General features: G+C 58.9%; 24 protein-coding genes and 1 pseudogene. 15 read left to right on the forward strand and 10 right to left on the reverse strand.

What is annotated here, in order from left to right:
- The first annotated feature begins 95 nt into the window (after nucleotides 1-95).
- The 4 genes from fdxA (at nucleotide 96) to IF205_RS02645 (ending at nucleotide 3,427) form a co-directional block, all read left to right on the forward strand.
- On the forward strand, nucleotides 96-437 hold the full coding sequence (gene fdxA, locus IF205_RS02630) for a ferredoxin FdxA (protein ID WP_259781738.1): 342 nt from the start codon (nucleotides 96-98) through the stop codon (nucleotides 435-437).
- 370 nt (nucleotides 438-807) lie between these two features.
- Nucleotides 808-1,311 (forward strand): CarD family transcriptional regulator, encoded by a 504-nt coding sequence (locus IF205_RS02635; RefSeq protein ID WP_259781739.1) that lies wholly within the window; start codon nucleotides 808-810, stop codon nucleotides 1,309-1,311.
- A gap of 147 nt (nucleotides 1,312-1,458) precedes the next feature.
- Nucleotides 1,459-2,262, forward strand: a complete 804-nt coding sequence (locus tag IF205_RS02640) for a hypothetical protein (protein ID WP_259781740.1) — start codon at nucleotides 1,459-1,461, stop codon at nucleotides 2,260-2,262.
- Between the two features lie 277 nt (nucleotides 2,263-2,539).
- Complete coding sequence (locus tag IF205_RS02645; protein WP_259781741.1) at nucleotides 2,540-3,427, forward strand: RNA polymerase factor sigma-32; 888 nt, start codon at nucleotides 2,540-2,542, stop codon at nucleotides 3,425-3,427.
- Here the strand turns inward: IF205_RS02645 and IF205_RS02650 are convergent.
- The gene (locus tag IF205_RS02650) at nucleotides 3,411-4,178 is read right to left on the reverse strand and encodes a thermonuclease family protein (protein ID WP_259781742.1); all 768 of its coding nucleotides are present in this window, start codon (nucleotides 4,176-4,178) and stop codon (nucleotides 3,411-3,413) included. The two genes, IF205_RS02645 and IF205_RS02650, sit on opposite strands and share 17 nt — an antisense overlap.
- Nucleotides 4,179-4,315: 137 nt before the next feature.
- Between IF205_RS02650 and pip the strand changes: the two genes are divergently transcribed.
- Nucleotides 4,316-5,266, forward strand: a complete 951-nt coding sequence (gene pip / locus IF205_RS02655; RefSeq protein ID WP_259781743.1) for a prolyl aminopeptidase — start codon at nucleotides 4,316-4,318, stop codon at nucleotides 5,264-5,266.
- A 51-nt stretch (nucleotides 5,267-5,317) separates the two neighbouring features.
- Here the strand turns inward: pip and IF205_RS02660 are convergent.
- The 4 genes and pseudogenes from IF205_RS02660 to IF205_RS02675 all read right to left on the reverse strand — a co-directional run.
- Nucleotides 5,318-5,524, reverse strand: a pseudogene (locus IF205_RS02660) (tautomerase family protein); the annotation flags it as partial.
- Between the two features lie 36 nt (nucleotides 5,525-5,560).
- Nucleotides 5,561-6,553, reverse strand: a complete 993-nt coding sequence (gene meaB / locus IF205_RS02665) for a methylmalonyl Co-A mutase-associated GTPase MeaB (RefSeq protein WP_259781745.1) — start codon at nucleotides 6,551-6,553, stop codon at nucleotides 5,561-5,563.
- Between the two features lie 63 nt (nucleotides 6,554-6,616).
- Nucleotides 6,617-7,006 carry a hypothetical protein gene (locus IF205_RS02670; RefSeq protein WP_259781746.1) on the reverse strand — a complete coding sequence of 130 codons (390 nt, stop codon included), beginning with the start codon at nucleotides 7,004-7,006 and terminating at the stop codon, nucleotides 6,617-6,619.
- 67 nt (nucleotides 7,007-7,073) lie between these two features.
- Nucleotides 7,074-7,583 (reverse strand): GNAT family N-acetyltransferase, encoded by a 510-nt coding sequence (locus IF205_RS02675; RefSeq protein WP_259781747.1) that lies wholly within the window; start codon nucleotides 7,581-7,583, stop codon nucleotides 7,074-7,076.
- Nucleotides 7,584-7,847: 264 nt separating this feature from the next.
- Here IF205_RS02675 and IF205_RS02680 point away from each other — a divergent pair, with 264 nt between their 5' ends.
- The 3 genes from IF205_RS02680 (at nucleotide 7,848) to IF205_RS02690 (ending at nucleotide 11,327) form a co-directional block, all read left to right on the forward strand.
- On the forward strand, nucleotides 7,848-8,945 hold the full coding sequence (locus IF205_RS02680) for a hypothetical protein (RefSeq protein WP_259781748.1): 1,098 nt from the start codon (nucleotides 7,848-7,850) through the stop codon (nucleotides 8,943-8,945).
- Nucleotides 8,942-10,348, forward strand: a complete 1,407-nt coding sequence (locus IF205_RS02685) for a hypothetical protein (protein ID WP_259781749.1) — start codon at nucleotides 8,942-8,944, stop codon at nucleotides 10,346-10,348. Before IF205_RS02680 ends, IF205_RS02685 begins: the two co-directional genes overlap by 4 nt.
- Before the next feature lie 145 nt (nucleotides 10,349-10,493).
- Nucleotides 10,494-11,327, forward strand: coding sequence for a PhzF family protein (locus IF205_RS02690; protein ID WP_259781750.1), 834 nt, complete (start codon nucleotides 10,494-10,496; stop codon nucleotides 11,325-11,327).
- Nucleotides 11,328-11,365: 38 nt separating this feature from the next.
- On the opposite strand, the gene IF205_RS02695 is transcribed toward IF205_RS02690, so the two are convergent.
- A complete protein-coding gene (locus IF205_RS02695) occupies nucleotides 11,366-12,394 on the reverse strand; it encodes a zinc-dependent alcohol dehydrogenase family protein (RefSeq protein ID WP_259781751.1) in 1,029 nt (342 codons plus the stop codon).
- A gap of 65 nt (nucleotides 12,395-12,459) precedes the next feature.
- On the opposite strand from IF205_RS02695, the gene IF205_RS02700 reads away from it, so the two are divergent.
- Nucleotides 12,460-13,380: a LysR family transcriptional regulator gene (locus IF205_RS02700; RefSeq protein ID WP_259781752.1), complete on the forward strand. Its 921-nt coding sequence runs from the start codon at nucleotides 12,460-12,462 to the stop codon at nucleotides 13,378-13,380.
- A gap of 51 nt (nucleotides 13,381-13,431) precedes the next feature.
- Here IF205_RS02700 and IF205_RS02705 read toward each other — a convergent pair whose 3' ends face one another.
- The 3 genes from IF205_RS02705 to IF205_RS02715 form a co-directional block, all read right to left on the reverse strand.
- Nucleotides 13,432-14,079, reverse strand: coding sequence for an Npun_F0296 family exosortase-dependent surface protein (locus IF205_RS02705; protein ID WP_259781753.1), 648 nt, complete (start codon nucleotides 14,077-14,079; stop codon nucleotides 13,432-13,434).
- Between the two features lie 254 nt (nucleotides 14,080-14,333).
- Nucleotides 14,334-16,160: a translational GTPase TypA gene (gene typA / locus IF205_RS02710; RefSeq protein WP_259781754.1), complete on the reverse strand. Its 1,827-nt coding sequence runs from the start codon at nucleotides 16,158-16,160 to the stop codon at nucleotides 14,334-14,336.
- A gap of 40 nt (nucleotides 16,161-16,200) precedes the next feature.
- Nucleotides 16,201-17,190, reverse strand: coding sequence for an adenosine kinase (locus IF205_RS02715; protein WP_259781755.1), 990 nt, complete (start codon nucleotides 17,188-17,190; stop codon nucleotides 16,201-16,203).
- Between the two features lie 184 nt (nucleotides 17,191-17,374).
- Between IF205_RS02715 and pyrF the strand changes: the two genes are divergently transcribed.
- On the forward strand, nucleotides 17,375-18,124 hold the full coding sequence (pyrF, locus tag IF205_RS02720; RefSeq protein WP_259781756.1) for an orotidine-5'-phosphate decarboxylase: 750 nt from the start codon (nucleotides 17,375-17,377) through the stop codon (nucleotides 18,122-18,124).
- Between the two features lie 118 nt (nucleotides 18,125-18,242).
- On the forward strand, nucleotides 18,243-18,689 hold the full coding sequence (locus IF205_RS02725) for a GNAT family N-acetyltransferase (RefSeq protein WP_259781757.1): 447 nt from the start codon (nucleotides 18,243-18,245) through the stop codon (nucleotides 18,687-18,689).
- 42 nt (nucleotides 18,690-18,731) lie between these two features.
- Here the strand turns inward: IF205_RS02725 and IF205_RS02730 are convergent, their stop codons facing one another.
- Complete coding sequence (locus IF205_RS02730; protein ID WP_259781758.1) at nucleotides 18,732-19,256, reverse strand: universal stress protein; 525 nt, start codon at nucleotides 19,254-19,256, stop codon at nucleotides 18,732-18,734.
- Between the two features lie 215 nt (nucleotides 19,257-19,471).
- On the opposite strand from IF205_RS02730, the gene IF205_RS02735 reads away from it, so the two are divergent.
- The 4 genes from IF205_RS02735 (at nucleotide 19,472) to accD (ending at nucleotide 23,314) form a co-directional block, all read left to right on the forward strand.
- On the forward strand, nucleotides 19,472-20,113 hold the full coding sequence (locus IF205_RS02735; RefSeq protein ID WP_259781759.1) for a phosphoribosylanthranilate isomerase: 642 nt from the start codon (nucleotides 19,472-19,474) through the stop codon (nucleotides 20,111-20,113).
- 114 nt (nucleotides 20,114-20,227) lie between these two features.
- Entirely contained in the window at nucleotides 20,228-21,439 is a 1,212-nt protein-coding gene (gene trpB, locus IF205_RS02740) for a tryptophan synthase subunit beta (protein WP_259781760.1), read from the forward strand.
- Nucleotides 21,436-22,281: a tryptophan synthase subunit alpha gene (gene trpA, locus IF205_RS02745; protein ID WP_259781761.1), complete on the forward strand. Its 846-nt coding sequence runs from the start codon at nucleotides 21,436-21,438 to the stop codon at nucleotides 22,279-22,281. The genes trpB and trpA overlap by 4 nt, the downstream gene beginning before the upstream one ends.
- A gap of 34 nt (nucleotides 22,282-22,315) precedes the next feature.
- The gene (gene accD / locus IF205_RS02750; RefSeq protein WP_259781762.1) at nucleotides 22,316-23,314 is read left to right on the forward strand and encodes an acetyl-CoA carboxylase, carboxyltransferase subunit beta; all 999 of its coding nucleotides are present in this window, start codon (nucleotides 22,316-22,318) and stop codon (nucleotides 23,312-23,314) included.
- Nucleotides 23,315-23,320 lie beyond the last annotated feature (6 nt).

Genomic DNA, 23,320 nt, shown 5'->3' on the forward strand with positions numbered 1-23,320 from the left:
ACGCATTTGGTGTTGAATTACACCAAAAAACATGTTGTCTCACGGATTGAAGTTCGAAGTCTGCCCCAGTGCGGCAGGACAAGAAGGAGAAGGCCATGACTTACGTCGTCACTGAAGCCTGCATCAAGTGCAAGTATCAGGACTGCGTGGAAGTTTGCCCGGTGGATTGCTTCTACGAAGGCGAAAACATGCTGGTTATCCATCCGGACGAATGCATCGACTGCGGCGTCTGTGAGCCGGAATGCCCGGCCGAGGCAATCCTGCCCGATACGGAGTCCGACGCGGAAGCCTGGCTGGAACTGAACCGCGAATATTCGGAAAAATGGCCGAACCAGACCCGCAAGCGCGAGGCGCCTGCCGACGCGGATGAATGGAAAGAAGTGCCCAACAAGTTCAAAGAGCACTTCAGCACCAATCCGGGCCAAGGCGACGGCTAACAATTTCAAGCGTTTATACCGCCCATCCACTGTGCATGGGCGGCAAAACGGCGCATAACCTGCTTTTTCGGACGATTCCCTATAGGAATCTCCGCGAAATTATGTTACATTACCAAGACAGAATAGGCAGGAAGCACTTGCACGAAGGGCGAAGTGCTGATGTGGGTTGTAATCGTCGAAAGAGCATCTGAGTCCGTTCATCATATAGCGGCCTTCCAAATCAGAGCCAACCATATGTTCCGTCGCAGGGCGGCGGGCAGAATTTTGTCTCTGTAAACTGGCGTCCCAATCCGATGACAACCTGCCTTTTAATGTCGGTTCCGGCGTAGGGCCAGTGGAACCACGAGGAAAGAAAAAAGCAGGAAGTGGCATGAGCAAGAAAGTGTCTTTCACCAAAGGTGATCACGTTGTTTATCCGACCCATGGCGTCGGCAAGGTACAAGGCGTCGAAAGCCAGGAAATCGCTGGCGAAACCCTGGAACTGATTATCATCGAATTTGACAAGGACCGCATGATCCTGCGCGTTCCGGTCACCAAGGCCGACCAGTCCGGCCTGCGTCGCCTGTCTTCGCCCGACCAGATGAAAGCAGCGCTGAAAACCCTGAAAGGCAAAAGCCGTGTACGCCGGACCATGTGGTCCCGCCGTGCGCAGGAATATGAAGCAAAAATCAATTCCGGCGATCCGGTTGCCATTGCCGAAGTGGTCCGCGACCTGTTCCGCAACGCCAACCAGCCGGACCAGTCCTACAGCGAACGTCAGCTTTATCAGGCTGCCCTCGACCGTCTGGCCCGTGAGTTTGCCGCCGTTGAGGAAATCGACGAGGAAGAAGCCGCCGTCCGGCTGGAAGCCATGATGGCCAAGGCTGCCGCCTGACCGGCGACCACCTTCCAGGACATTTGAAAACCGCCGGTTCGCCGGCGGTTTTTCTTTTGTGCATATACCCCCTTGCAGCAACGGCCTTCCATCGTGATGATAGCAGCGGGGAACGGGCATCACCTTGGAAAGGCAAGACGGAAATCCATGGCAAAGGGGGACAAGTTTCTGACCATCCGCGCGGCGCGCCGCATCTGGGTGGTCGGGGCCATTCATGGGGATATCGCACGCCTGTCCGCGCTGCATGACCTGATTGCCCGACATGTCCGTTATGGCGACCGGCTCGTCTATTCCGGCAATGCCATCGGCGTCGGCCTGAACAGCGTGGCGGTGGTGAATGAACTGCTGCGCTTCCGGCGCTGGTTCCTGTCCATGCCCCCCTATAACGACCGCAATGATGTGGTCTACCTGCGGGGCGCACAGGAAGAGATGTGGCAGAAGGTCCATCAACTTCAATTCGCACCGAAACCGGAGGCGGTCTTGGACTGGGCATTGCCGCACGGACTGGAGGCAACGTTGCGATCCTATGGCGCGGACCCTCAGGAAGGTTATGCCCGGATCAAGGAAGGCACGCTGGCCCTGACCTATTGGACCAGCGAATTGATGGATGCGGTCCACAGCGCGCCCGGCCATGATAACTATTACGCCTCCTTGAGACATGCCGCCGCCACAGCGGATGCCAAGCTTTTGTTCGTCAATTCCGGTCTCGACCCGGACAAGGCCGTGGTGGAACAGGGTGACCTGTTCTGGTGGGCCAGCCGCCAGTTCACGCAGATGAGTAAAGCCTATAACGGCTTCAGCCGCGTCATTCGGGGTTATGACAATGATCATGGCGGCTTCCGCGAGACCGATTTCAGCCTGACGGTGGATGGCGGCTGTGGCTTTGGCGGTCCTTTGATTACCGCCTGCGTCAATCGAAGTGGCGAGGTGGAAGACCTGCTCAAGGTCTGAGACCAGACCGGTTTTTAGGTCTAGAAATCGCTATTTCCAGCCCTGATCAATCACATTTTCGTTAAATCCAATCCTTGTTCAATTGAAGATGAACAGGTCAACCACCTGTTATTCCAGCATTTTCTAAAATACCTCCCGGACAGCACACGGCCTGCGGGAATGTGAGCTGCTATGACTCCTGCGGCTTTACCCTTATAATTCCCAGGTATGAGACGGGTTTACGGTTCCCAACTGCCGCCTTGGTGCCTAGCACCGCCGCGGCCTTCAGGAGGAACAAATGCCGCATATTGACGACCGGCATACCCGCAGGGCCAATCTATCCTATGTGAAAGCATCCATGCGGGAGCCTTTGCTCTCGCGGCAGGAGGAAATGGGCCTTGCGACCAGATGGCGGGAAAACCACGATGTTTCCGCCCTGCATCGGCTGGTGCGGGCCTATACCCGCCTGGTCGTGGCAACAGCATCGCGTTTCCGCAATTACGGACTGCCGCTGGGCGACCTGCTGCAGGAGGGGAATGTGGGCCTGATGATGGCCGCCGCCCGGTTTGAACCGGAACGCGATGTGCGTTTTTCCACCTATGCCTCCTGGTGGATCCGCTCTGCCATTCAGGATTATGTCCTGCGCAACTGGTCGATCGTGCGCACCGGCACCACCGCCGCCCAGAAGTCGCTTTTCTTCAACCTGCGCCGCCTGCGGGCCAAACTTCCCGACGCCCCGGACGGCGGCATGACCATGGACGCCCGTTCTCAAGTGGCCGACAGCCTGGGCGTTAACCTGAGCGACGTGGAAATCATGGAACAACGGCTCAGCGGCCAGGACCAGTCCCTGAACGCCCCCGTTTCCGGGGAATCCGAAAACGCCTGGCTGGACTTTCTGTCAGACGACCGGCCGAACCCGGAAAGCCTGACCGTGGACTCCCATGACGGCCAGACCCGCCATCGCTGGCTGCAGGAAGCCATGCGCGACCTGTCGGATCGGGAACAGATGATCATCCGCAAACGCAGGTTGACCGAAAAAGGCGAAACACTGGAACAACTGGGGCAAAAACTGGGGGTCAGCAAGGAACGGGTGCGCCAGTTGGAACATCGTGCGCTGGGCAAATTGCGTACCGCAATCCTGAAACGCACGAACAACCCGCGCGACCTCCTCATTGAAGGACATTAGCGGCTTCCTGCCGCGGCGGATCGTCATCCAGCAATTCTATCTGTCCCGGCCTTTCCAGACGCAGGAAGGGCCCGTAATACCAACCGATCCATCCGCGCACACGCAGCCGCCGACCGGCCAGGTGCCGCAGATCCAGACCAACCTGTTGAAACCGCGCGACCTCCCACAGATCCAGTCCGATGGTAAAATCGCGCCGCCAGTCTTCCTCGAAATTCAGATAGAGAAACCGGCGCTGCTCACTGACCGAGAAGACACGTCCTTCAACCAGGCCGAAACCATGAACCTGCCCGTTATAGGGAGACGCCCTGGCAATCCGGAACGCACCACCCGCACGCCAATGACCCTTGCCATCCCGGCGCGCCTTTCGTTCAAGCGCCAAAAGCGCCGCCTGCTTTGGACCGCCCCGTCCATCAGCCAGAGCCAGCCCTGCCGCGACCACATCACCATTGAGCCAGCGTCCGTCGGGCAGATAGGCATTGCCCACCAACCGGCCATAACGATCCGGCCTGTCCTGAAGCGCCTGCCATTCAACAGGTGATGACGCAATCATTTCGGAAATAAAACGTTCTGCCGGTCTCTGAATCTTTGGGCTGGGCAGCAGGATACCCGCCAGGCGCAGGCGCTCTCCTGCCGAAGTGACAAGCGTCAGGCCTTCCTCGACCCGGATCACCGGCATTCCCGCCCGGGCCACGCCTGTCGTCACAGCCATGATCACGGCGCAAAGCACCAGAATTTTAACGCCTGTCCTCATGGGTCGCATCGTGACCAAATCCGCCAAGGAAACCAAGCATCTAATTCACCTGCCCGGTTATTGGCACCGCAGTCCGCTATTGGCGGGCTGGCCCAACGGGCCTACAATCGTGCAATTGTCACAAGAAAGGTTGTTCGATGTTTCGCAAGGAACTCTACCCCTCCATCGACCCTTACGAACAAGGCGTGATGGAGCGTGATTCCGGTCATAAGGTCTATTGGGAGCAGGTTGGCAATCCCAAGGGCCAGCCGGTCGTGTTCCTGCATGGCGGCCCGGGGGCGGGGTGTTCCCCCAGTCATCGCCGCTTTTTCGATCCCGACCATTATCGCATCCTGTTGCTGGACCAGCGCGGTTGCGGCAGGTCCGGCCCCACCGGCAGCCTTGAGAACAACACAACACAGGCCCTGATCGGGGACCTGGAAGCCCTGCGCGAACAGCTTGGCATCGAAAGCTGGATCGTCTTCGGCGGCTCCTGGGGGTCAACCCTGGCGCTTGCCTATGCGGAAACGCATCCCGACCGCACGGACAGCCTTGTCCTGCGTGGCGTCTTCCTGGGTAGCGATGCGGAAATCCACTGGTTCATGCATCATATGGGGGCATTCTTCCCGCAGGAATACGACCATTTCCGCCAACATCTGTCGGAAGGCGACCAAGGCGATTTGCTGTCGGGTTTCTACGACCTGCTTTGCAGCGACGACCCCGCCATCCATGGCCCCGCAGCAGAGGTCTGGGCCAAATTCGAGGCGCAATGTTCGACCCTGTTGCCGAACAGGGACGTGGTGAAGGAACTGGACAACAAGGATGCGGCCCTGACCCTGGCCCGGCTTGAGGCCCATTATTTCGTGAACCGCATGTTCCTGGACGAAGGACAGCTTTTGCGCGACGCGGGGAAACTCGCCGGCATCCCGGGTGTGATTGTCCAGGGGCGCTATGATGTGATCTGCCCGCCGCAGGCCGCCTATAAACTGAGCCTGGCCTGGCCGGAATCCGAATTGATCATGGTGCCGGACGCCGGGCATTCGGCAACCGAACCCGGCATCGCGGCAGCGCTGGTTGCATCCATGGAACAGCTCAAAACGCTGGTCTGACAACCTGTAAGCCCGGGCAAAGCCAACTTGACGGGATTGCCCGGCTCAGGACTATTCCTGTTTCAGCTTGCGATAGTCGGTGGTCAGCATGCCGCTGAAGCCCCAGTTATCCGCATCCACCTCATCAATCACGATATGGGTGTTGTTAGGGTTCTTGTTCAGCACCCGGACCAGCGTATCGGTGATTTCCGCAACGATCTGCTGTTTCTGCTCACGGGTAACACCGCTTGTCACTTTCACATTCACGAATGGCATGGAATTTCCTTGGTTGAAGACGGCCGCACGCGCGACCGGTCAGGATGGATCGACTTTCAGAAAACGGCTGATGAGATGGCGGGCCGCGGTCACGGGGGATTGCCTGCCATCCCGCACGGCCTGCTCACTTGTCCGCAACAGGTCCTGCAGATCGGGATCGTCGCGCAGGCGCTGGATCAGGCCCTCGCTGATTTCCGTCCACATCCAGTCCTGTGACTGGGCCTCGCGGCGGGCCTGCAGATGCCCTGCCTGCGTCATCACATCGCGAAAGGCCTCTACCTGATCCCAGGCTGCATCGACGCCCGCACTGGTCAGGGCGGAACAGGTCTGGACCGGCACCTTCCAGTCCATGGTCGCCGGGCGCAGCATATGCAGGGCGTTGCGATATTCCGCAACCGACCGGCGCGCCGGTTTTTCCATATCTCCGTCGGCCTTATTCACCAGGATCATATCCGCCAGTTCGACGATGCCTTTCTTGATCCCCTGCAATTCATCGCCGCCACCGGGCAACAGCAGCAGCAGGAACATATCCGTCATCTCCGCCACCGCGGTTTCAGACTGGCCGACACCGACCGTTTCCACCAGAACCACGTCAAATCCGGCCGCCTCGCAAATCAGCATGGTCTCGCGCGTGCGGCGCGCCACACCACCCAGCGTCCGTCCCGCGGGAGACGGCCGGATGAAGGCGCCGGGATTGCGCGACAGGGTTTCCATACGGGTCTTGTCCCCCAGGATCGATCCGCCACTGCGCTTGGAGGAGGGGTCGACGGCCAGCACCGCAATGCGATGCCCCTGATCGACCACATGGTTGCCAAAAGCCTCGATAAAGGTGGATTTGCCCACGCCGGGCACGCCGGAGATGCCGACGCGGATGCTGTTGCCCGCATGTGGCATCAGTTTTTCGAGCAACCGGTCGGCCTCTTCACGGTGATCGGCGCGCGTGGATTCGATCAGGGTGATCGCACGCGCCAGCGCACGGCGCTGCCCCGAAAGCACCGCGTCGGCCAGTTGGTCTACCTTCATCTCAGACATGGACAAGAACCTGCAACACCGATGATATATCCGGGACTATGTCGCCCGCCCGGCGCTGTAAGGTCAATGGGTTTTTGGCTTTTTCGCCTCGACCATGGTTTCCGACAACAGGCGAAGCCGCGCCAACGCCTGCGGGTCCAGTTCTTCCAGCGACGTCTGTTTCGCGCGGTAGATATTCATCGCCGCATGGATCAACTCGCGCCGGTCCTCTGCCGTCCCCGAAGCAGCCTGTTCCAGTTCCACCAGACGGCTGGCCTCCGCAATCGCCTGCTGGATGGCCTGCGTATCCTCGGTTTCCGCCGGGGCGGCAGCCGGGGCCTTTGGTTTGGGGGCAGGATCGGAAGATTGTTTTTGCGGGCGCGGCTGAACCGTTACCCGGCGCTGTTTCCCGTCACCGCCAGCCTTTTCAGGTGCGGCATCGTCAAGAAAGAACTGAAACAGCTTTTTGAACATGAACTAAGTTTAGCCTGTTTTGGATCAGCCTGGCAAAGAGTGTTTGAAGGGCATAATAGGCAAGCGATTACGTCAGAAGTTTGGCCATCATGATTTCATCCACATAGCGATGGCCCTGCAGCACAGATTGAAGTTTCACCCCTTCCCGCCGGTATCCCATCCTGTCATAAAGGCGGCGGGCCGCAGGATTGGTATGCAGGACCGTCAGCTCCAGCCGATGCAGCCCCAACTCCCGGGCGCGTTCTTCCAGCAAAACCAGCAGCTTTGTCCCCAATCCCATCCGTTGATGGGAATTCAAAATCCCCAGCCCCACCGTGGCGGTCAACCGGCATTTATGCAAATGCCCACCGATCAGAACCGCCTCGCCGACGGGAACGCCTCTCTCCCAGGCGTGAAGCATCACATGGTTTGGTGTTTGTTGGAAGCTACGGATTATCGCCGCCATTTGAGCCACATCATTGGCCCGCTCGTCGGGAGCGCGGATATAGTTGTCCGATTCCGTCAACAACTGGTTGCCGAAATCAAGCAGGACGTCGGCATCTTCAATTCTGGGTTCACGAAAAAGGATCTTATCCAACCTGTTGTTTTCCCGGTATAAGGCGCAAAACCTCGACAATAGAGAAAGCTCAGCATTTAAAAGAGGAAGAGCTTAAATTATTAAACAGAAATATGAAAAATGCTTACTAAAAATTAGGAATTTCCAGTATATCTCAATATTGGGGCAGTATTAAGGGTACAGGACTGTTTGGGAGGGGAACTCCCGAGCAGGGTTTGTTCACTTGTAGATTGCCCATTCGATAGCAAACGACTAATACAAGTGCATGCCAACGGAAAACTAGTAATGATCTCGGGTAGTCCAGTACCAAAATCCCTCATCAGGCGGGGAGTTGCCGTACCATTCACATCTCGTCTGCTTGTTCATGCCCGCGTCCGGCAAGGGCAGGACGGGCTGGTCTTTCTGTTGCACGATCTGGGTGACGGCCATGGTTATTACGTTGTGCCCGCCGCCCATCTGCAAAAGCTGCCCGGCATGACTGTTTACGACAATGCGCTTTTTGCGGCCCTTACGGAGGGCAATATCTGGCAGCCTCTCGGCGTCGCGAAACAGGCGGCTAAAATTGCCATAACAGGCCTTGGCGGCGCACAGCCGATGTATAGATACCGCAGCTATTTACAGGACCTGACCCAGGAAAGCGGGATTATGACCCTGCGCCTGATACAGCGGGCCGTGGCCCAGCTTTCCGATGCGGATGACGCCGCGCGCCAGCTCGATCTGGCCGGCCTGGCAAAACCACAGGGCATACAGGCGGCCAGCAAGGCCCTCGGCGGCTTTGCCAAAAAGGCAAAGATCACCTCCGAAGACCTTTTCCAGCGTCTGGATGACTGGACCAAATCGCTGGTGCCTTTGGGACTGGGCGACGAGCCCTATAAATATTCCGTCCAGGCCACATTGAACGACTTAACCAAAATTTCCGGCGACCTGAAGCGGTGGCTGATTACAGAACCTGTCGGCCCGGCGGAACTGGCGCAGCGCACGGCACTGGCCATGCAGCATACCGCCAGCCTGGGCAACGACCTGATCGCCACGCAGACCGACATGATCGACAATATGGGCGATACCCTGGCCAACTGGGACGAACGGCAAAAACAGATCGCTGATATCAGCGATACCCTGCAATATCTGATCAGCGGATGGCGGACGATCGCCTTTCACTGGCATGACCGGGAAAACCGGGAACGCTTCAGCCAGCGCGAATTCCTGCAGGAAACGGCACCCTTCCTGCCGCGGCTGCCAGAAGACATGACCGGTAAACACAGTGATTTCTGGACCGACCTGCAACGCCTGCAACCCAAATGGGCGACCAAGACACAACTGGTGCAGCGCATGGACCACGCCATAATCGGCGGTCTGGAACGTTTCCGGAGGGAGGCGATATGAGCAGCGAAGAACAGAAAAAGGCACAGCTTCTCGCCTTCATCGAAAACCTGCCGGAACGGGACCTGCGCAAACTGGCAGCCTCCGTCGAACTGGACCGGATGGAACACAAGCTTGGCCTGCCGCATAACGCCATCATGGCGATCCTGCGCCCCTCGCTTGCCCTGATCCGCGCACCCCGCGTCCTGACCGCCCAGCGGGCCTTTTTCCTGCCGGCGGAAGATATGCTGGTCAATGGCAGACCCAGCCCCAAACCCCTGGGCCAGGTTGACCGCAGCACGCTTCAACCACTGTGGGTCTGGTTGACCAAGGAATTGAAGCCGAATGGTTTCCAGGCTCTGTGCAAGGAATACACGAAGGCCCAACTGGAAAGTGACGACCAGGCCATTGCATCTCTGTCGCTCTCCCTCTGGGAGGCCGGTGCAGAAGCCTTCAGCACGGCCCTGGATGACATTGCCGACGATGAAAAGGCCCTGAACGCGCTGGCGGACAAACTGGGCGGACCGGATCGTCTGGAGGACGCCCGGGAAATCACATCGACCCTGCGCATTGCCGCACCGCTTGAGGCGTTGAAATCGCAATTCCCGCCCAAGCCGATGATGGACCTCAACGCCAGACAGGTTGAGGATGTAAAAAAGACCTTCCATCACATCTATGACAACCAGCCGGAAGACTCCATTACCCTGATGCTGGCCCTGATCGGGCGGTTGCTGCGGCCCTTCCCGATTGTGAAAGTTATCGGCGCAATCTCCCGCAGCGGGGATGACTCGATGGTTCAGCGTACGGAAATGGACCTGATCGGGGACATCATCCTCTCCGACCTGGAAACCGACGCCGAAGCGGTCGAAGGCGCAATAGACAACCGCGACATGGCCGATATGGAAGTGGTGTTGCGCGCACGTTATTTCTCGCAGGGTTTCAGCCAGATCACGACCGGCATCGGGATCACCCGCGAAGGCCGTTGGGGCAAACGGTTGTTCGCCATGCGTGGACGCGTCGCCGACGCCTTGCAGGCGCGCATCCTGCGCCATGCGGAAAAGAATGTCATGGCCGCCCTGCCCATGCGCAAGGGGGGTGTCCCGAACCTGAGCGCCGCACCGGACGAACAGGCCTTTGAACGGGCCGAGGACTGTGCGCGGGCGGTCGGCGAGTTGCACCAGATCGGGGAGCGCCTGGGCCTGCAATCGGCGGCCAGAAGCTGTGTCGCCTCCCTGCGGAAAAACCTGGAAAGCTATAACGACGCCATTTTGAAGCTGCTGCCTAAAACGCCGGAAGACAAGCAGGATATTGCAGAATCCTTCCTGTGCATTTCCGTTCGCCTGGTTGAGCTTCTGACCAGTTCGGTGGAGGCGGAAACCCTGCGCCGCCGCGGTATGAACGCCCTGGCAGCCGCACAAAACGAGTAGCCAACCAACCGCCTAAGCTTTTCTTGGTCTCTTGCCCCAGAATTATCCGTTTGTCCTGATCGCAATCCCTACCATCTAATAAGGGATGAAAGACAAACCGATAGTCATTTCTCAATCGAAATGACTTAAACGATGGGACTGGGTTATGGATATTCTGGAACTTTCCGCATTCACCGCAGATGGCAAAGGCGGCAATCCCGCCGGCGTCGCCTTTCTGGAAATGATGCCCGACGATACCGAAATGCTGCGCGTTGCAGCGGATCTGGGGTACTCTGAAACAGCCTTCCTGCTGAATGAAGGTGACCATTGGCGGGTCCGCTATTTTGCGCCGACCATCGAGGTGCCCTTCTGCGGCCATGCCACCATCGCCTTGGGGGCGGCGCTTGGCATGCGCTTTGGCGCCGGGGTCTATAACCTGCAGCTCAACGACGCCGCCATCACGGTGGAGGCCCGGCAGGACGAGGGCGGCAACTGGACCGCAGCGCTGCAGTCGCCGGAAACCTGGTCGGAACCGGCGGATAACGACCTGGTCAACGCCGTCATGGATGAATTCGGCCTGACGAAAGAAAATCTTGCGGACGGCCTGCCGGTCCGTCTGGCGGGCACGGCCACACGCCATCTGATCCTGCCGCTGGCCCGGCGCAAACGCCTGTCGCAGCTTGGCTACAATTTCGAGGCCCTGCGGAAAATCATGGCCGCCCACAACCTGACAACCATCGCCGTCGTCCAGCCGGAAACGCCCGATCTGTTTCATGCCCGCAACCCCTTTGCCATCGGCGGGGTCTATGAAGACCCGGCAACCGGTGCGGCGGCGGCCGCATTTGCCGGTTACCTGCGGGACATCAACTGGATGGATGCCGGGAAGATCACCATCGTGCAGGGTGAGGATATGGGCCGCAAATCTCTGCTGACGGCAGAATTCGGCCCGGAAAAAGGCAGCAGCATCCGGATTTCCGGGGCGGTCTCCGAGATTAAGTAGATAGGCTGTGGCGGGGGAAAGGCCCCGCCACTCCCCCTCTAAATCCGAATGGCAATTTTGCCGAAATGCCCGCCCTGCGCCATGAGCTCATAGGCCTGGCGCGCCTCGTCAAAGTCGAATGACCTGTCAATCACCGGACGAAGCCCATTGGCCCCGATTGCAGTCACCATTTCCCTGAAATCGGCCAACGACCCGGTGTTGCTGCCGACAAGACGTAACGTCTTCAAAAGAACCGGCAGAAGGGAGACATTCAGCATATCGCCGGAAATAAAACCAACCATAAAGACCGTGCCTTCGATCGCCGTGGCGTTCAGCGACCGTGCGAAAGTCTCGGGGCCGACGGTCTCCACCACCAGGTCGACACCCTGTCCGTCGGTCAATTCCAGAACATTCTCGTCCCAGGCGTCGACCCGTCTGTAATTGATCACCTCATCCGCGCCCAGAACCCTTGCCTGATCCAGTTTTTTGTCGGACGAGGAGATGATAATCACTCGCGCACCGCTTGCCTTGGCAAATTGCAGGGCAAAAAGACTGACCCCACCGGTGCCCAGCAACAGCACCGTCTTGCCGGGGCAGAGATTACCGGTCCGCACCGCCTTCCAGGCCGTGGTCGCGGCGATGGACAGCGTCGCCCCTTCTTCATAGGAGAGATGTCCCGGCATCGAGGCTAGCCCATAGGCAGGCATCACCAGATAATCAGCCAGCGATCCCGGCACAGTAATCCCCCGCATGGGGCGGCTTTCCAAAGACGGCAAGCGGCCTGCCTGCCAGTCCGGCAGAAAATGCGGCAGGACCCTGTCACCCGGTTTATAGGCTGCAACGCCCTCGCCACATTCAACCACCTCCCCAGCCCCGTCGGCGACCGGAATCAGTGGCAATTGCGGGGCAGGAAAGGCGCCGCTGGCGACGGCCAGATCGATATAATTGAGACTGGCTGCATGAAGTTTAATCAACACCTCTCCCGCCTGTGGTCGGGGAATGTCGACTTCCACCGGCTTCAGACCGTCGAAGCCCGTAGCGGTCAAATGATAGGCTTTCATCGTGATTTCCATAACTGGTTGAACCACGATTTCTCTACATCACCCGTCTTTGACCTTTAATCCATAACAATTTCAGTATATTCCTGCAAATTATGCAGGAACTAATCGGTCAACATCTGGACCAGATCACCGCCTTTATCACCGTGGCCGAACAGGGCAGCTTCGCAGCAGCAGCACGGATATTGGGCAAGGACGCCTCCGTTTTGTCCAAACGGGTTACGGCATTGGAAGAAAGACTAGGCATTCGCCTTCTGGAACGCAGCACGCGCAGACTGGCCCTGACGGAGATCGGAAAGCGGTATTGCCACCGCATGAAAACCCTTCTCCACGCCATGGCCGAGGCGGAAGCAGAAGCCAGCACCCAGAGCCTTGAGCCGCGCGGCACCCTACGCCTCGCACTGCCGCTTGCCTTTGGCCGCCAATGGATCGCACCAATCCTGCCCGATTTTCTGGCTCTCTACCCGCAACTCAATCTCGATGTCACCTATGCCGACCATTATGTGGACCTGCTGGCGGAAAACATGGATCTGGCAATCCGCATCGGTGAACTGCCAGACAGCAGCCTCGTGGCGCGAAAGTTGGCCGACCATAGGCGGGTCGTCTGCGCAACGCCCGCCTATCTGAACCGCCACGGACAGCCGGACCGGCCGGAAGACTTACAGAACCATAACTGTCTGCATTTCACACATATGGTCAGCTATCCCCATTGGCGCTTCCAACGCGGCGGAGAGGAGCGATCCGTCCGCGTTTCAGGAAATTATCAGGCCAATGATGCCAATAGCCTGATTCAGGCGGTTCTGGCAGATCAGGGTCTGACCGTTGTTTCCGACTGGCTGGTAGGCCCGGACCTTGCCGAGGGGCGGCTGGTCAATGCCTTGCCCGGCTGGCAGTTGGAGGGAGAAGGTGCAATCTATCTGGTCCGACCGTCCAATCGTTTCGAGGCCGGAAAGACAAAGGTTTTTGTCGACTGGCTGACCGGGAAAATGACCCCATTGCCATGGGGCCGCCAATAATAAAACGGGGCCGAAGCCCCGCTTTAACTACAAAGCCTAAAGCTTCCAGCCTCAGCTTGCCTGTCCCTGGCGGCGGCGGACCAAACCGAGCCCCATCAGACCGAGCCCCATCAGGCCAAGCGCGGCCGGTGCCGGCACATTGGCAAAAGCATGGTTGTCGGTTTCAAAGGCATAATTGGTAGAGGTCAGAACAACCTTGTCAAAAACCTCACCCAACGCACTGTCAAACCAGAAGTTCACATAATCCGCCCCGACAACACCCTGGTTGCCATTGGCCGGGTTTTTGACGTCGCTGCCGGAGAAACTGGCGACGAGGACATTGTCATCATAGAAACTGATATAGTTGTAGGTATCAACCGAGCCCCAGTAGAGACCAAAATAGTTGTAATCCCCACCGGCATCAATGGCCAGCGAACCACTGCGGTACGGGTTGGGCACAGACAGATACGGCGTGCCGTCACCCGGAGGGGCGGCATAGCGGCCGCCAACGCTACCGGTAACAACCGCGCCATCACCGGAATAGTTAGACGGCATCATGCCGTTATTGAAATCCACAACGGTGGCACCCGAAACATTGGTGGTCAGCCCGCTGCCATCGGCAGCCATCTTGCCACCCACCGTGATATAGGCGGCCTGTGCACTGACCGTCGCTGACAGGGCAAAACCGGCGACCAACCCTAATAATTTCCACATACGCATGAATAACAATTCCCTAGTCAAAAGCATTTGCATTGAGCCGCCATGCAGCAAGTCCTGTGCCAGAAGAAAACACACCATAACTTTCAATACCTTAAGAAGGTATTACGAAAGCAATGAAAATCCTGCTGTCAATTTCACCGACACTCCGTCGGAACCTGACACCGCATAAACCCAGCCAATGTCCCCAGCCCATAAAAAAACCCGGCGACAAAAGCCGCCGGGTTCCCTATCTACACAGAATTGCATTCCAGGCCTTAGACCGCTTCCGCCTCGCGGCGGCGGCGGTCGCGTTTACGTTCGTTGGAATCCAGGATCGCCTTGCGCAGACGAATGTGGTTGGGGGTGACCTCAACACGCTCGTCTTCCTCGATATAGGCAATCGCTTCTTCCAGTGTGCGCTGGATCGGCGTGGTCAGCTTCACCGCATCGTCCTTGCCGCTGGCACGGACGTTGGTAAGCTGCTTGCCTTTCAGCGGGTTCACTTCCAGGTCCTGGCCCTTGTTGTGCTCGCCGATGATCATGCCCGGATAGACATCCACGCCCGCATCGATGAAGAGCGGCCCGCGTTCTTCCAGGTTCCACAGGGCATAGGCCACGGCCTTGCCTTTCTCCTGGGAAATCAGCACGCCCACACGGCGACCGGCAATGGCGCCCTTGAACGGGGCAAAACCGGTGAACATGCGAGACAGGATGCCGGAACCGCGGGTATCGGCCAGGAATTCACCCTGATACCCGATCAGGCCGCGCGACGGGATGGCGAAACGCAGGCGAACCTTGCCACCGCCCGACGGCTGCATTTCCATCAGCTCGCCTTTGCGGATGCCGAGCTTCTCAACGACGACGCCGCTGAATTCCTCGTCCACGTCGATCTGGGCTTCTTCCATCGGCTCCAGCGTTTCGCCGTTCTCGCCCTTCTGGAACAGAACGCGCGGCGGACCGACGGTCAGCTCAAAACCCTCACGGCGCATGGTCTCGATCAAAACGCCGAGTTGCAATTCCCCACGGCCAGCCACTTCGAAGCTGTCTTTCTCGGCGGACTGGGTGATGCGGATGGAGATATTGCCTTCCGCTTCGCGTTCCAGACGGTCGGCGATCATGCGGCTGGTCAGCTTGTCGCCGTCCTGGCCCGCAATCGGGCTGTCGTTGACGGAAATTGTCATGGACATGGTCGGCGGGCTGATCGGGCGGGCGTCCAATGCCTCATCCACAGTGGTCGCGCAGATGGTGTCGGCCACCGTGGTCTTGGCAAGACCGGCCAGCGCCACGATGTCACCGGCCTGGGCTTCTTCGATCGGCTCACGCTTCAACCCGCGGAAAGCCAGAAGCTTGGTCAGGCGCGCCTGCTCGATACGCTCACCGGACTGTTTCAGGCCCTTGACCGTCTCGCCTGCCTTCAGGCGACCGGACTGGATACGACCGGTCAGGATACGGCCCAGGAAGGGGTCTGCTTCCAGCGTGGTGATCAGCATCCGGAACGGCCCGTCCGGATCGGCATCCGGTTCCGGGATGTGATCCAGCATCAGATCGAACAGCACATCCATGTTTTCGCGCGGCTCTGCCAGATCCTTCACCGCCCAGCCTTCCTTGGCAGAAGCGTAAAGAACCGGGAATTCGAGCTGCTCTTCAGAGGCGTCCAGCGCCACGAACAAATCGAAGACCTGATCAACGACCCAATCGGGGCGCGCATCGGGCTTGTCGGCCTTGTTGATCAGAACGATCGGCTTCAGGCCCAGTTCCAGCGCCTTCATGGTAACGAATTTGGTCTGCGGCATGGGGCCTTCGGCGGCATCCACCAGCAGGACAACACCGTCGACCATGGAGAGGATACGCTCCACCTCGCCACCGAAATCGGCGTGGCCCGGGGTATCGACGATGTTCAGACGGGTGTCGTTCCATTCGACGCTGGTGCATTTGGCGAGAATGGTAATCCCGCGTTCCTTTTCCAGATCGCCGCTGTCCATGGCACGCTCGTCCAGCGCCTGATTGGCGCGGAAGGTCCCGGACTGTTTCAACAATTCATCGACCAGGGTGGTTTTGCCATGGTCGACGTGGGCGATAATCGCCAGGTTGCGCAACGCCATAACGACGTTTCCTTTCGTAGGATTTAATACAAGTAGTTCGTTAGCCGACGAGGCCCGGCAGATGTGCTTTCACATCCGCCTCGATCCGCGCGCCATAGTGGGAGATGACCTCACCCCCCATCATGGAACCGATCCGCCCGCAGGTCGCCAGGTCGTGGCCCTGCGTCAGGCCGAACAATACACCGGCGGCGTATTGGTCACCGGCCCCGGTGGTGTCGACCACCTTTTCAACCGGATCGGCGGGAACGGTCACGGTTTCATCCGCACTGATCAGGACCGACCCCTTGGCACCGCGCGTAACGCAGGCCAGTTCACAATGGCCGCTGACCAGTTTGATCGCCTCGTCGAAGTCTTCAACCTGGTAGAGCGACAGCAGTTCATCCTCATTGGCGAAGAGGATGTCGATATGGTTTTCCACCAGATGACGGAAGCTTTCGCGGTGACGGTCTACACAGAAACTGTCGGACAGCGAAAGTGATACTTTGGTGACACCACCGGCATGGGCCGCTTCCGCCGCCTTCACAAAAGCGCGCTTGGCGTCTTCGCGGTCGAACAGATAGCCTTCCATATAGACCACTTTGGAGGCCTGGATCAGCTTTTCATCCACATCCGCCTCGGTCAGCATATTGGCCGCACCCAGATAGGTGCACATGGTGCGTTCGGCATCGGGGGACACCAGAACCAGGCATTTGCCGGTCGCCATGCCATCCGTCGAATAGGGCGTATCAAAGGTCACGCCGATGGAACGGATGTCGTGGCGAAAGACCTGACCGAACTGGTCGTCGCGGACCTTGCCGATATAGGCACCCTTGCCGCCAAGGGCGGCGATCCCGGCCATGGTATTGCCGCAGGACCCGCCGGAAACCTCATGGGTCGGCGGCAGTTGCTCATACAGCGCATTGGACCGGTCCAGCTCCACCAGGTTCATGCTGCCCTTGGGCAGGTCATTGCTGCCCAGGAAGCCGTCCTCAATATCGGTGATTACGTCCACCAGGGCATTGCCAATGCCCACCACGTCATACGCCGTCATGAAATGTCCTTATTCGTCGAAGCCGTCTATCCGGCCATGCCAATTCCGGGTCGCCGAAAAAAGGGCGACGCGGCGCTTCTATACAGTAGAAATATAGGGCAGGGCAACGTTTGTGGGCCGATTTCCGGCAAAGCCCTGCTTATACGGCTTGATTTTCATCCCTTTCTGCCGCAAAACCGGTCCCATGATGCAGCCAAAAGATCGAATTCTCGTTGCGCTTGATACGCCCGATGTGGCCAAGGCGCAGCATTTGTCGCGCCAGCTTCAGGGCCATGTCGGTGGCGTGAAGCTGGGTCTGGAATTCTTCAATGCCAATGGTCATGACGGCGTACGCGCGGTTACCCACGGCGACGACGATGCCACGCCACGCGGCGCGGCCACGCCGAACCAGCCGCTGTTCCTGGACCTGAAATTCCACGATATCCCGAATACGGTCGCAGGCGCCATCCGCTCTGTCACGCCGCTCGCGCCCAAAATCGTCAATGTTCACGCCGGCGGCGGCCCGGCCATGATGAAAGCCGCCCTGCAGGCAGCGGAATTCGCCGCAGAGCCCCTCGGCATCACCCGCCCGATGGTGATCGCGGTCACCGTGCTGACCAGCATGGATGACGACGATCTCTCCGCCGTCGGCCAGCAGGGCCCGACGGAAGAACAGGTGGTGCGGCTGGCGAAACTGACGCAGGACTGCGGCTTGGACGGTGTGGTCTGTTCCGCCCGCGAGATTGCTGCAATCCGCAAGGCCTGCGGCCCGGATTTCAAGCTGATCGTGCCGGGCATCCGCCCGGAATGGGCTGACAAGGGCGACCAGAAACGCACCATGACCCCGCGTGAGGCAGTCGATGCCGGTGCGGATTATATCGTCATCGGACGCCCGATCACCCAGGCCAATGATCCGGTCGCCGCCGCCAAGGCAATTGCGGAAAGCCTGACCTGACCCACCGGAAAAGGAGATTTATGCACAGAGGTTAAAACGCCGAAAACCGGCTTTTTCCCTTCGGCTCCAGATACGGACCGGAGCCTTTTGTGTATGACCGACTTTTCCGGAGCAATCCATGACAAATGACTATGTAGTCCGCGCCTTTGATCCCGCCGATACAGACCGCCTGTTGGAAATCTGGCTGGCCGCCTCTAAAATCGGCCATCCCTTTCTGGGTGACGCCGTGCTGCGGGATCAGATGAAGCTGGTCCGCGATATATACCTGCCCCAGGCGGAAACCTGGGTCGCCTGCAAAACCCATAGGGCGATCGGCTTCATCGGTCTTCTGGATAATTTTATCGGGGGACTGTTCGTCGACCCATCGTTTCACGGTCATGGCATCGCCAAAACCCTGATCAACGCCGCCAGCAGCCGTTACCCATCACTGGACGTTGACGTCTATGAAGACAATCCTATTGCCCCCACCGTATACCAACGGCTGGGTTTTCGTGAAATCTCCAGGCGGCTGACAGACGACGACGGGAGACCCCACCCGCTGATCCGGATGCGCCTGTCCCCTTGAACGGGCATGGACCGGCCCGGCAGTCAAAGCGGTCGGGTCGGTCTATTTCACCACAACAACCGTACAGGGCGCGGAATTGCTCACCTTGTGGGAGACGCTGCCCATGAGCAGGCCTTTCAGGTCACTCAGCCCCCGGCTGCCCATGATGATCATGTCGGCCTTGTATTTCGCGGCATGCTCGACGATCTGCTCTGCCGGGTCGCCATTGGTGATTTCGTGATCGACCTTGGAAACGCCGTGTTCCTTCAGCACGGTTTCCGCGTGGTTTGTAATGACACCGCCAATTTTTTCGTAGACCACGCCCATGGCTCCGCGATTTTCCGCCCGTCGCATATCCTCATAGACCGAGATCGGCATGGTCACCAATGCGCCGCCGGGGCTTGAGATATCAACATCGGCCAGATGTTCGGATTCCGCCAGATGGCGCAACTGCGCCTCGTCGCGGTGCCCGTAAACATTCAACACATGAACCGCCGCGCCATATTTGGAGGCAATGTCCCCTGCCAGTTCCAACGCCTTGTCGGCATGTTTGGAACCGTCTGTGGGTACAAGGATTGATTTGATCATGAAAAGCCTCCTTTGCGCTGTCTGGTCAGATGCCGGATGCCATTCCGGTATTCATAGCAAGCTTATGATTTCACACCTGAGGCCTTCCGGGCATTAATCTACATCAACCTCCGTCCGTCCGCTTTCGCCGCAACACCCGCCACCCTGCAAGGAAGTGACTTGTCGAAGGGCTTCGGGATGCTTACTTTAGCCGCGTTGACAAGTAGGAAGCTCGCATGACGACAGCTGCGAAAATCTGTGGGATCACCACACCGGATGCGTTGGACGCGGCCGTGAAAGCCGGGGCCGCGCATGTGGGTTTTGTCTTTTTCCCGCCCAGCCCGCGCAGCATCACGACCGAAGAGGCCGCCATTCTGGCCGCGCGCCTGCCGGTGGACGTGAATGCCGTCGGTCTGTTTGTGGACCCGGATGATGGTCTGATCGACCGGGTGCTCGAGGCGGTTCCCCTCGACATTATCCAGTTGCATGGCAAGGAAAGCCCGGAACGGGTCGCGGCAATCAAGGCGCGCACCGGACGGGCCGTGATGAAGGCGGTTCATATCCGCGAGGCTGAAGACCTGGAACAGGTCCCGGCCTATGAAGAGGTTTCCGACTGGATTCTGTTCGATGCAAAACCGCCAAAGGACGCAAAGCTGCCCGGCGGCAATGCGGTCGCCTTTGACTGGACCCTGCTTGAAAATCAACGATGGCGTCGCCCCTGGATGTTGGCAGGCGGCCTCACCCCGGACAATGTCGTTACTGCCATAAGACTGACCGGCGCACCCTGCGTCGACACCTCGTCCGGCGTGGAAGACGCACCGGGGCAGAAAAGCCCCCATAAAATCCAGCTCTTCCTCGAAAAGGTAAAAAGCATCTGACGCGGCTGGCGTCTGGACTTGGACGCCAGCCTGCATTAAACACGCGAACGAGTAGTGTATATCGCTATACATTAATAACGAATACTCTGCTCCGCGCCTGACAGGGGAAATGTGATGAGCCAAGTAAACAGCTATCGTACCGGCCCGGATGAAGGGGGTCATTTCGGTATCTTCGGCGGCCGCTTTGTGGCCGAAACCCTGATGCCGCTGATCCTGGATGTGGAAAAGGCCTATAACGACGCCAAGAACGATCCCGGCTTCGACCAGGAATTCCGCAGCTATCTGAAGCAATATGCCGGTCGCCCCAATCCGCTTTATTTCGCCGAACGCCTGACCGAACATTTTGGCGGCGCGAAAGTCTATCTGAAGCGTGAAGAGCTGAACCACACCGGCAGCCACAAGATCAACAACGTGCTGGGCCAGATCCTGCTGGCGCGGCGCATGGGCAAGAAACGCATCATTGCCGAAACCGGCGCAGGACAGCACGGCGTGGCGGTTGCCACCGTCTGTGCGCTGTTCGACCTGCCCTGCAAGATCTACATGGGCAAGACCGATGTGGAACGCCAGGCCCCCAACGTCTTCCGTATGAAGCTGCTGGGTGCGGAGGTTGAAGCCGTCACCTCTGGGTCCATGACGCTCAAGGACGCGATGAACGAAGGCCTGCGCGACTGGGTCGCCAATGTGGAAGACACTTTCTACATCATCGGCACCGTCGCAGGCCCGCATCCCTATCCGGAAATGGTCCGCGATTTCCAATGCGTGATCGGCGACGAGACCAAGACGCAGATCATGGAGGCCGAAGGCCGTCTGCCGGATGTGGTCACCGCCTGCATTGGCGGCGGGTCCAACGCCATGGGCCTGTTCCATCCCTTCCTGGACGACAAATCGGTACGCATCATCGGGGTAGAGGCCGCTGGCAGCGGCATTGAAACCGGCGAACACGCCGCCTCGCTGACCGGCGGGCGTCCGGGCGTGCTGCACGGAAACCGCACCTATCTGCTGCAGGATGACGACGGCCAGATCACCGAGGCCCATTCCATTTCCGCCGGTCTCGACTATCCCGGCATCGGGCCCGAACATTCGTGGCTAAAGGATATCGGGCGGGCGGAATATGTCTCCGCCACCGACGCAGAGGCCCTGGAAGCCTTCCAGCTTTGCTCCAAGAAAGAGGGCATTATTCCGGCCCTGGAATCCAGCCATGCACTGGCCTATGTCGCCAAGCTGGCGCCGAGCATGAAAAAAGACGACATCATCGTCGCCTGCCTGTCGGGTCGTGGTGACAAGGACGTCTCAACGGTTGCCGCACATCTGGGGGTGGAACTATGACCGCACAATCCTTCGCGCCCGACAGCGGCCGTATCAAAGCCCGTTTCGACGCCCTGAAAAAGGAAGGTCGTAGCGGTCTCGTGACCTTCATCACCGCCGGTGACCCCAACTACGACACCGGCCTGGAAATCCTGAAAGGCCTGCCGAAGGCGGGTGCCGACCTGATTGAAATCGGCATGCCCTTCACCGATCCGATGGCCGACGGCCCCGCGATCCAGGCAGCCGGTCTTCGTGCGCTGGCAGGCGGCCAGACGCTGGCCAGGACACTGGACATGGTGGGCGAGTTCCGCGCGGACAATCAGGATACGCCGGTCATCCTGATGGGCTATTACAACCCGATCTATTCCTATGGCGTCGAACGCTTCCTGAAGGAAGCCCGCGATGCCGGTGTGGACGGCCTGATTGTGGTCGACCTGCCGCCGGAAGAGGATGCGGAATTGTGCATTCCCTCCGCCAAGGCCGGGGTCAACTTCATTCGCCTGACCACACCGACGACAGTGGGCGAACGCCTGCCGGTGGTTCTGAACGAATATACCTCCGGCTTTGTCTATTATGTTTCGATCCTGGGGATCACCGGCACGAAATCCGCAACGGATGCGCAGATCAACGAGGCCATGAGCCGCCTGCGCGCCCATACGGATTTGCCGATCGCGGTCGGTTTCGGCATCAAGACGCCGGACCATGCCAAGGCGGTTGCCGATGTCGCGGATGCCGCCGTTGTCGGTTCCGCCATTGTCGACAAAATCAAAGAAAACCTTGATGAAAACGGCCAGGCGACGCCCGGCCTTGTGGATGCGGTCCTAAGCTATGTTTCGGACCTGGCGCAAGGTGTGCGCGGCTGACGCCTGACAGAAAACTGTTGGAAAGAGAAGATCAATGAACTGGCTCACCAATTTCGTACGCCCGCGCATCAAGGCGCTGGTCGCTTCCAAGCCGGATATCCCCGATGATATGTGGCATAAATGCGGTGGCTGCGGGCAGATGATTTTCTATCGCGACCTGAAGGCCAACTGGCATGTCTGCACCCATTGCAATCATCACATGCGCCTGCCTGTCAACGATCGCCTGGAAATGCTGTTCGACGACGGTGCCTATAACCGTATCGAGCTGCCGAAGGTACAGCAGGACCCGCTCAAGTTCCGGGACCGCAAGCGTTACACGGACCGCCTGAAGGAAGCCCGTCACCTGACCGACGAGCAGGACGCCATCATTGTCGCCCATGGCAAGCTGACCGGCGAGAATGTTGTGGTTGCGGCCTTCAACTTTGACTTCATGGCAGGGTCCATGGGCACCGCCGTGGGCGAGGGCATTGTCGCCGCCGCCCATCTGGCTGTGGTCCAGAATGCACCGCTGATCGTCATCCCGGCCTCCGGCGGGGCGCGGATGCAGGAAAGCATCCTGTCGCTGATGCAGATGCCGCGCACCACCATCGCCATCCAGGAACTGAAGGAAGCGGGCCTGCCCTATATCGTGCTGCTGTCCGACCCGACCACCGGGGGTGTCACCGCCAGCTTTGCCATGCTGGGCGACATTCATCTGGCCGAACCGGGCTGCATGATCGGCTTCGCCGGTCGCCGCGTGATCGAACAGACCGTGCGCGAGGTCCTGCCGGAAGGTTTCCAGACGGCGGAATACCTGCTGGACCATGGCATGGTCGATATGGTGGTGCCGCGCGGCGAGCTGAAACAGACGCTGGGCACGCTCGTCGACCTGATCATGAACAAGAAGGCATCCGGCGAAGTCGTACCCTTGAACAAGGAAGCCGTCGCCGAACAGTTGGACATTCCGGAACCGGAACAAGGTGAAGAGGAAGAGGTGGTCACCCCGCCGATCCCCGACGATCCCAAGCCGCGTCCGGTTAAAAAAGAAGACTGAGTAGCA

This window comes from Aestuariispira ectoiniformans (assembly GCF_025136295.1).
GTDB lineage: Bacteria > Pseudomonadota > Alphaproteobacteria > UBA8366 > Aestuariispiraceae > Aestuariispira_A > Aestuariispira_A ectoiniformans.

Bases quoted from the DNA above. Each gene is read 5' to 3' on its own strand.
- IF205_RS02725 (WP_259781757.1), top strand. From the start codon at position 18,243: ATGACAAATGACTATGTAGTCCGCGCCTTTGATCCCGCCGATACAGAC.
- pyrF (WP_259781756.1), top strand. From the start codon at position 17,375: ATGATGCAGCCAAAAGATCGAATTCTCGTTGCGCTTGATACGCCCGAT.
- IF205_RS02715 (WP_259781755.1), bottom strand. From the start codon at position 17,190: ATGACGGCGTATGACGTGGTGGGCATTGGCAATGCCCTGGTGGACGTA.
- typA (WP_259781754.1), bottom strand. From the start codon at position 16,160: ATGGCGTTGCGCAACCTGGCGATTATCGCCCACGTCGACCATGGCAAA.
- IF205_RS02650 (WP_259781742.1), bottom strand. From the start codon at position 4,178: ATGAGGACAGGCGTTAAAATTCTGGTGCTTTGCGCCGTGATCATGGCT.
- IF205_RS02685 (WP_259781749.1), top strand. From the start codon at position 8,942: ATGAGCAGCGAAGAACAGAAAAAGGCACAGCTTCTCGCCTTCATCGAA.
- accD (WP_259781762.1), top strand. From the start codon at position 22,316: ATGAACTGGCTCACCAATTTCGTACGCCCGCGCATCAAGGCGCTGGTC.
- trpA (WP_259781761.1), top strand. From the start codon at position 21,436: ATGACCGCACAATCCTTCGCGCCCGACAGCGGCCGTATCAAAGCCCGT.
- IF205_RS02690 (WP_259781750.1), top strand. From the start codon at position 10,494: ATGGATATTCTGGAACTTTCCGCATTCACCGCAGATGGCAAAGGCGGC.
- pip (WP_259781743.1), top strand. From the start codon at position 4,316: ATGTTTCGCAAGGAACTCTACCCCTCCATCGACCCTTACGAACAAGGC.
- IF205_RS02680 (WP_259781748.1), top strand. From the start codon at position 7,848: ATGATCTCGGGTAGTCCAGTACCAAAATCCCTCATCAGGCGGGGAGTT.
- IF205_RS02735 (WP_259781759.1), top strand. From the start codon at position 19,472: ATGACGACAGCTGCGAAAATCTGTGGGATCACCACACCGGATGCGTTG.
- IF205_RS02670 (WP_259781746.1), bottom strand. From the start codon at position 7,006: ATGTTCAAAAAGCTGTTTCAGTTCTTTCTTGACGATGCCGCACCTGAA.
- meaB (WP_259781745.1), bottom strand. From the start codon at position 6,553: ATGTCTGAGATGAAGGTAGACCAACTGGCCGACGCGGTGCTTTCGGGG.
- IF205_RS02645 (WP_259781741.1), top strand. From the start codon at position 2,540: ATGCCGCATATTGACGACCGGCATACCCGCAGGGCCAATCTATCCTAT.
- IF205_RS02705 (WP_259781753.1), bottom strand. From the start codon at position 14,079: ATGCGTATGTGGAAATTATTAGGGTTGGTCGCCGGTTTTGCCCTGTCA.
- IF205_RS02640 (WP_259781740.1), top strand. From the start codon at position 1,459: ATGGCAAAGGGGGACAAGTTTCTGACCATCCGCGCGGCGCGCCGCATC.
- fdxA (WP_259781738.1), top strand. From the start codon at position 96: ATGACTTACGTCGTCACTGAAGCCTGCATCAAGTGCAAGTATCAGGAC.
- IF205_RS02730 (WP_259781758.1), bottom strand. From the start codon at position 19,256: ATGATCAAATCAATCCTTGTACCCACAGACGGTTCCAAACATGCCGAC.
- IF205_RS02700 (WP_259781752.1), top strand. From the start codon at position 12,460: ATGCAGGAACTAATCGGTCAACATCTGGACCAGATCACCGCCTTTATC.
- IF205_RS02635 (WP_259781739.1), top strand. From the start codon at position 808: ATGAGCAAGAAAGTGTCTTTCACCAAAGGTGATCACGTTGTTTATCCG.
- trpB (WP_259781760.1), top strand. From the start codon at position 20,228: ATGAGCCAAGTAAACAGCTATCGTACCGGCCCGGATGAAGGGGGTCAT.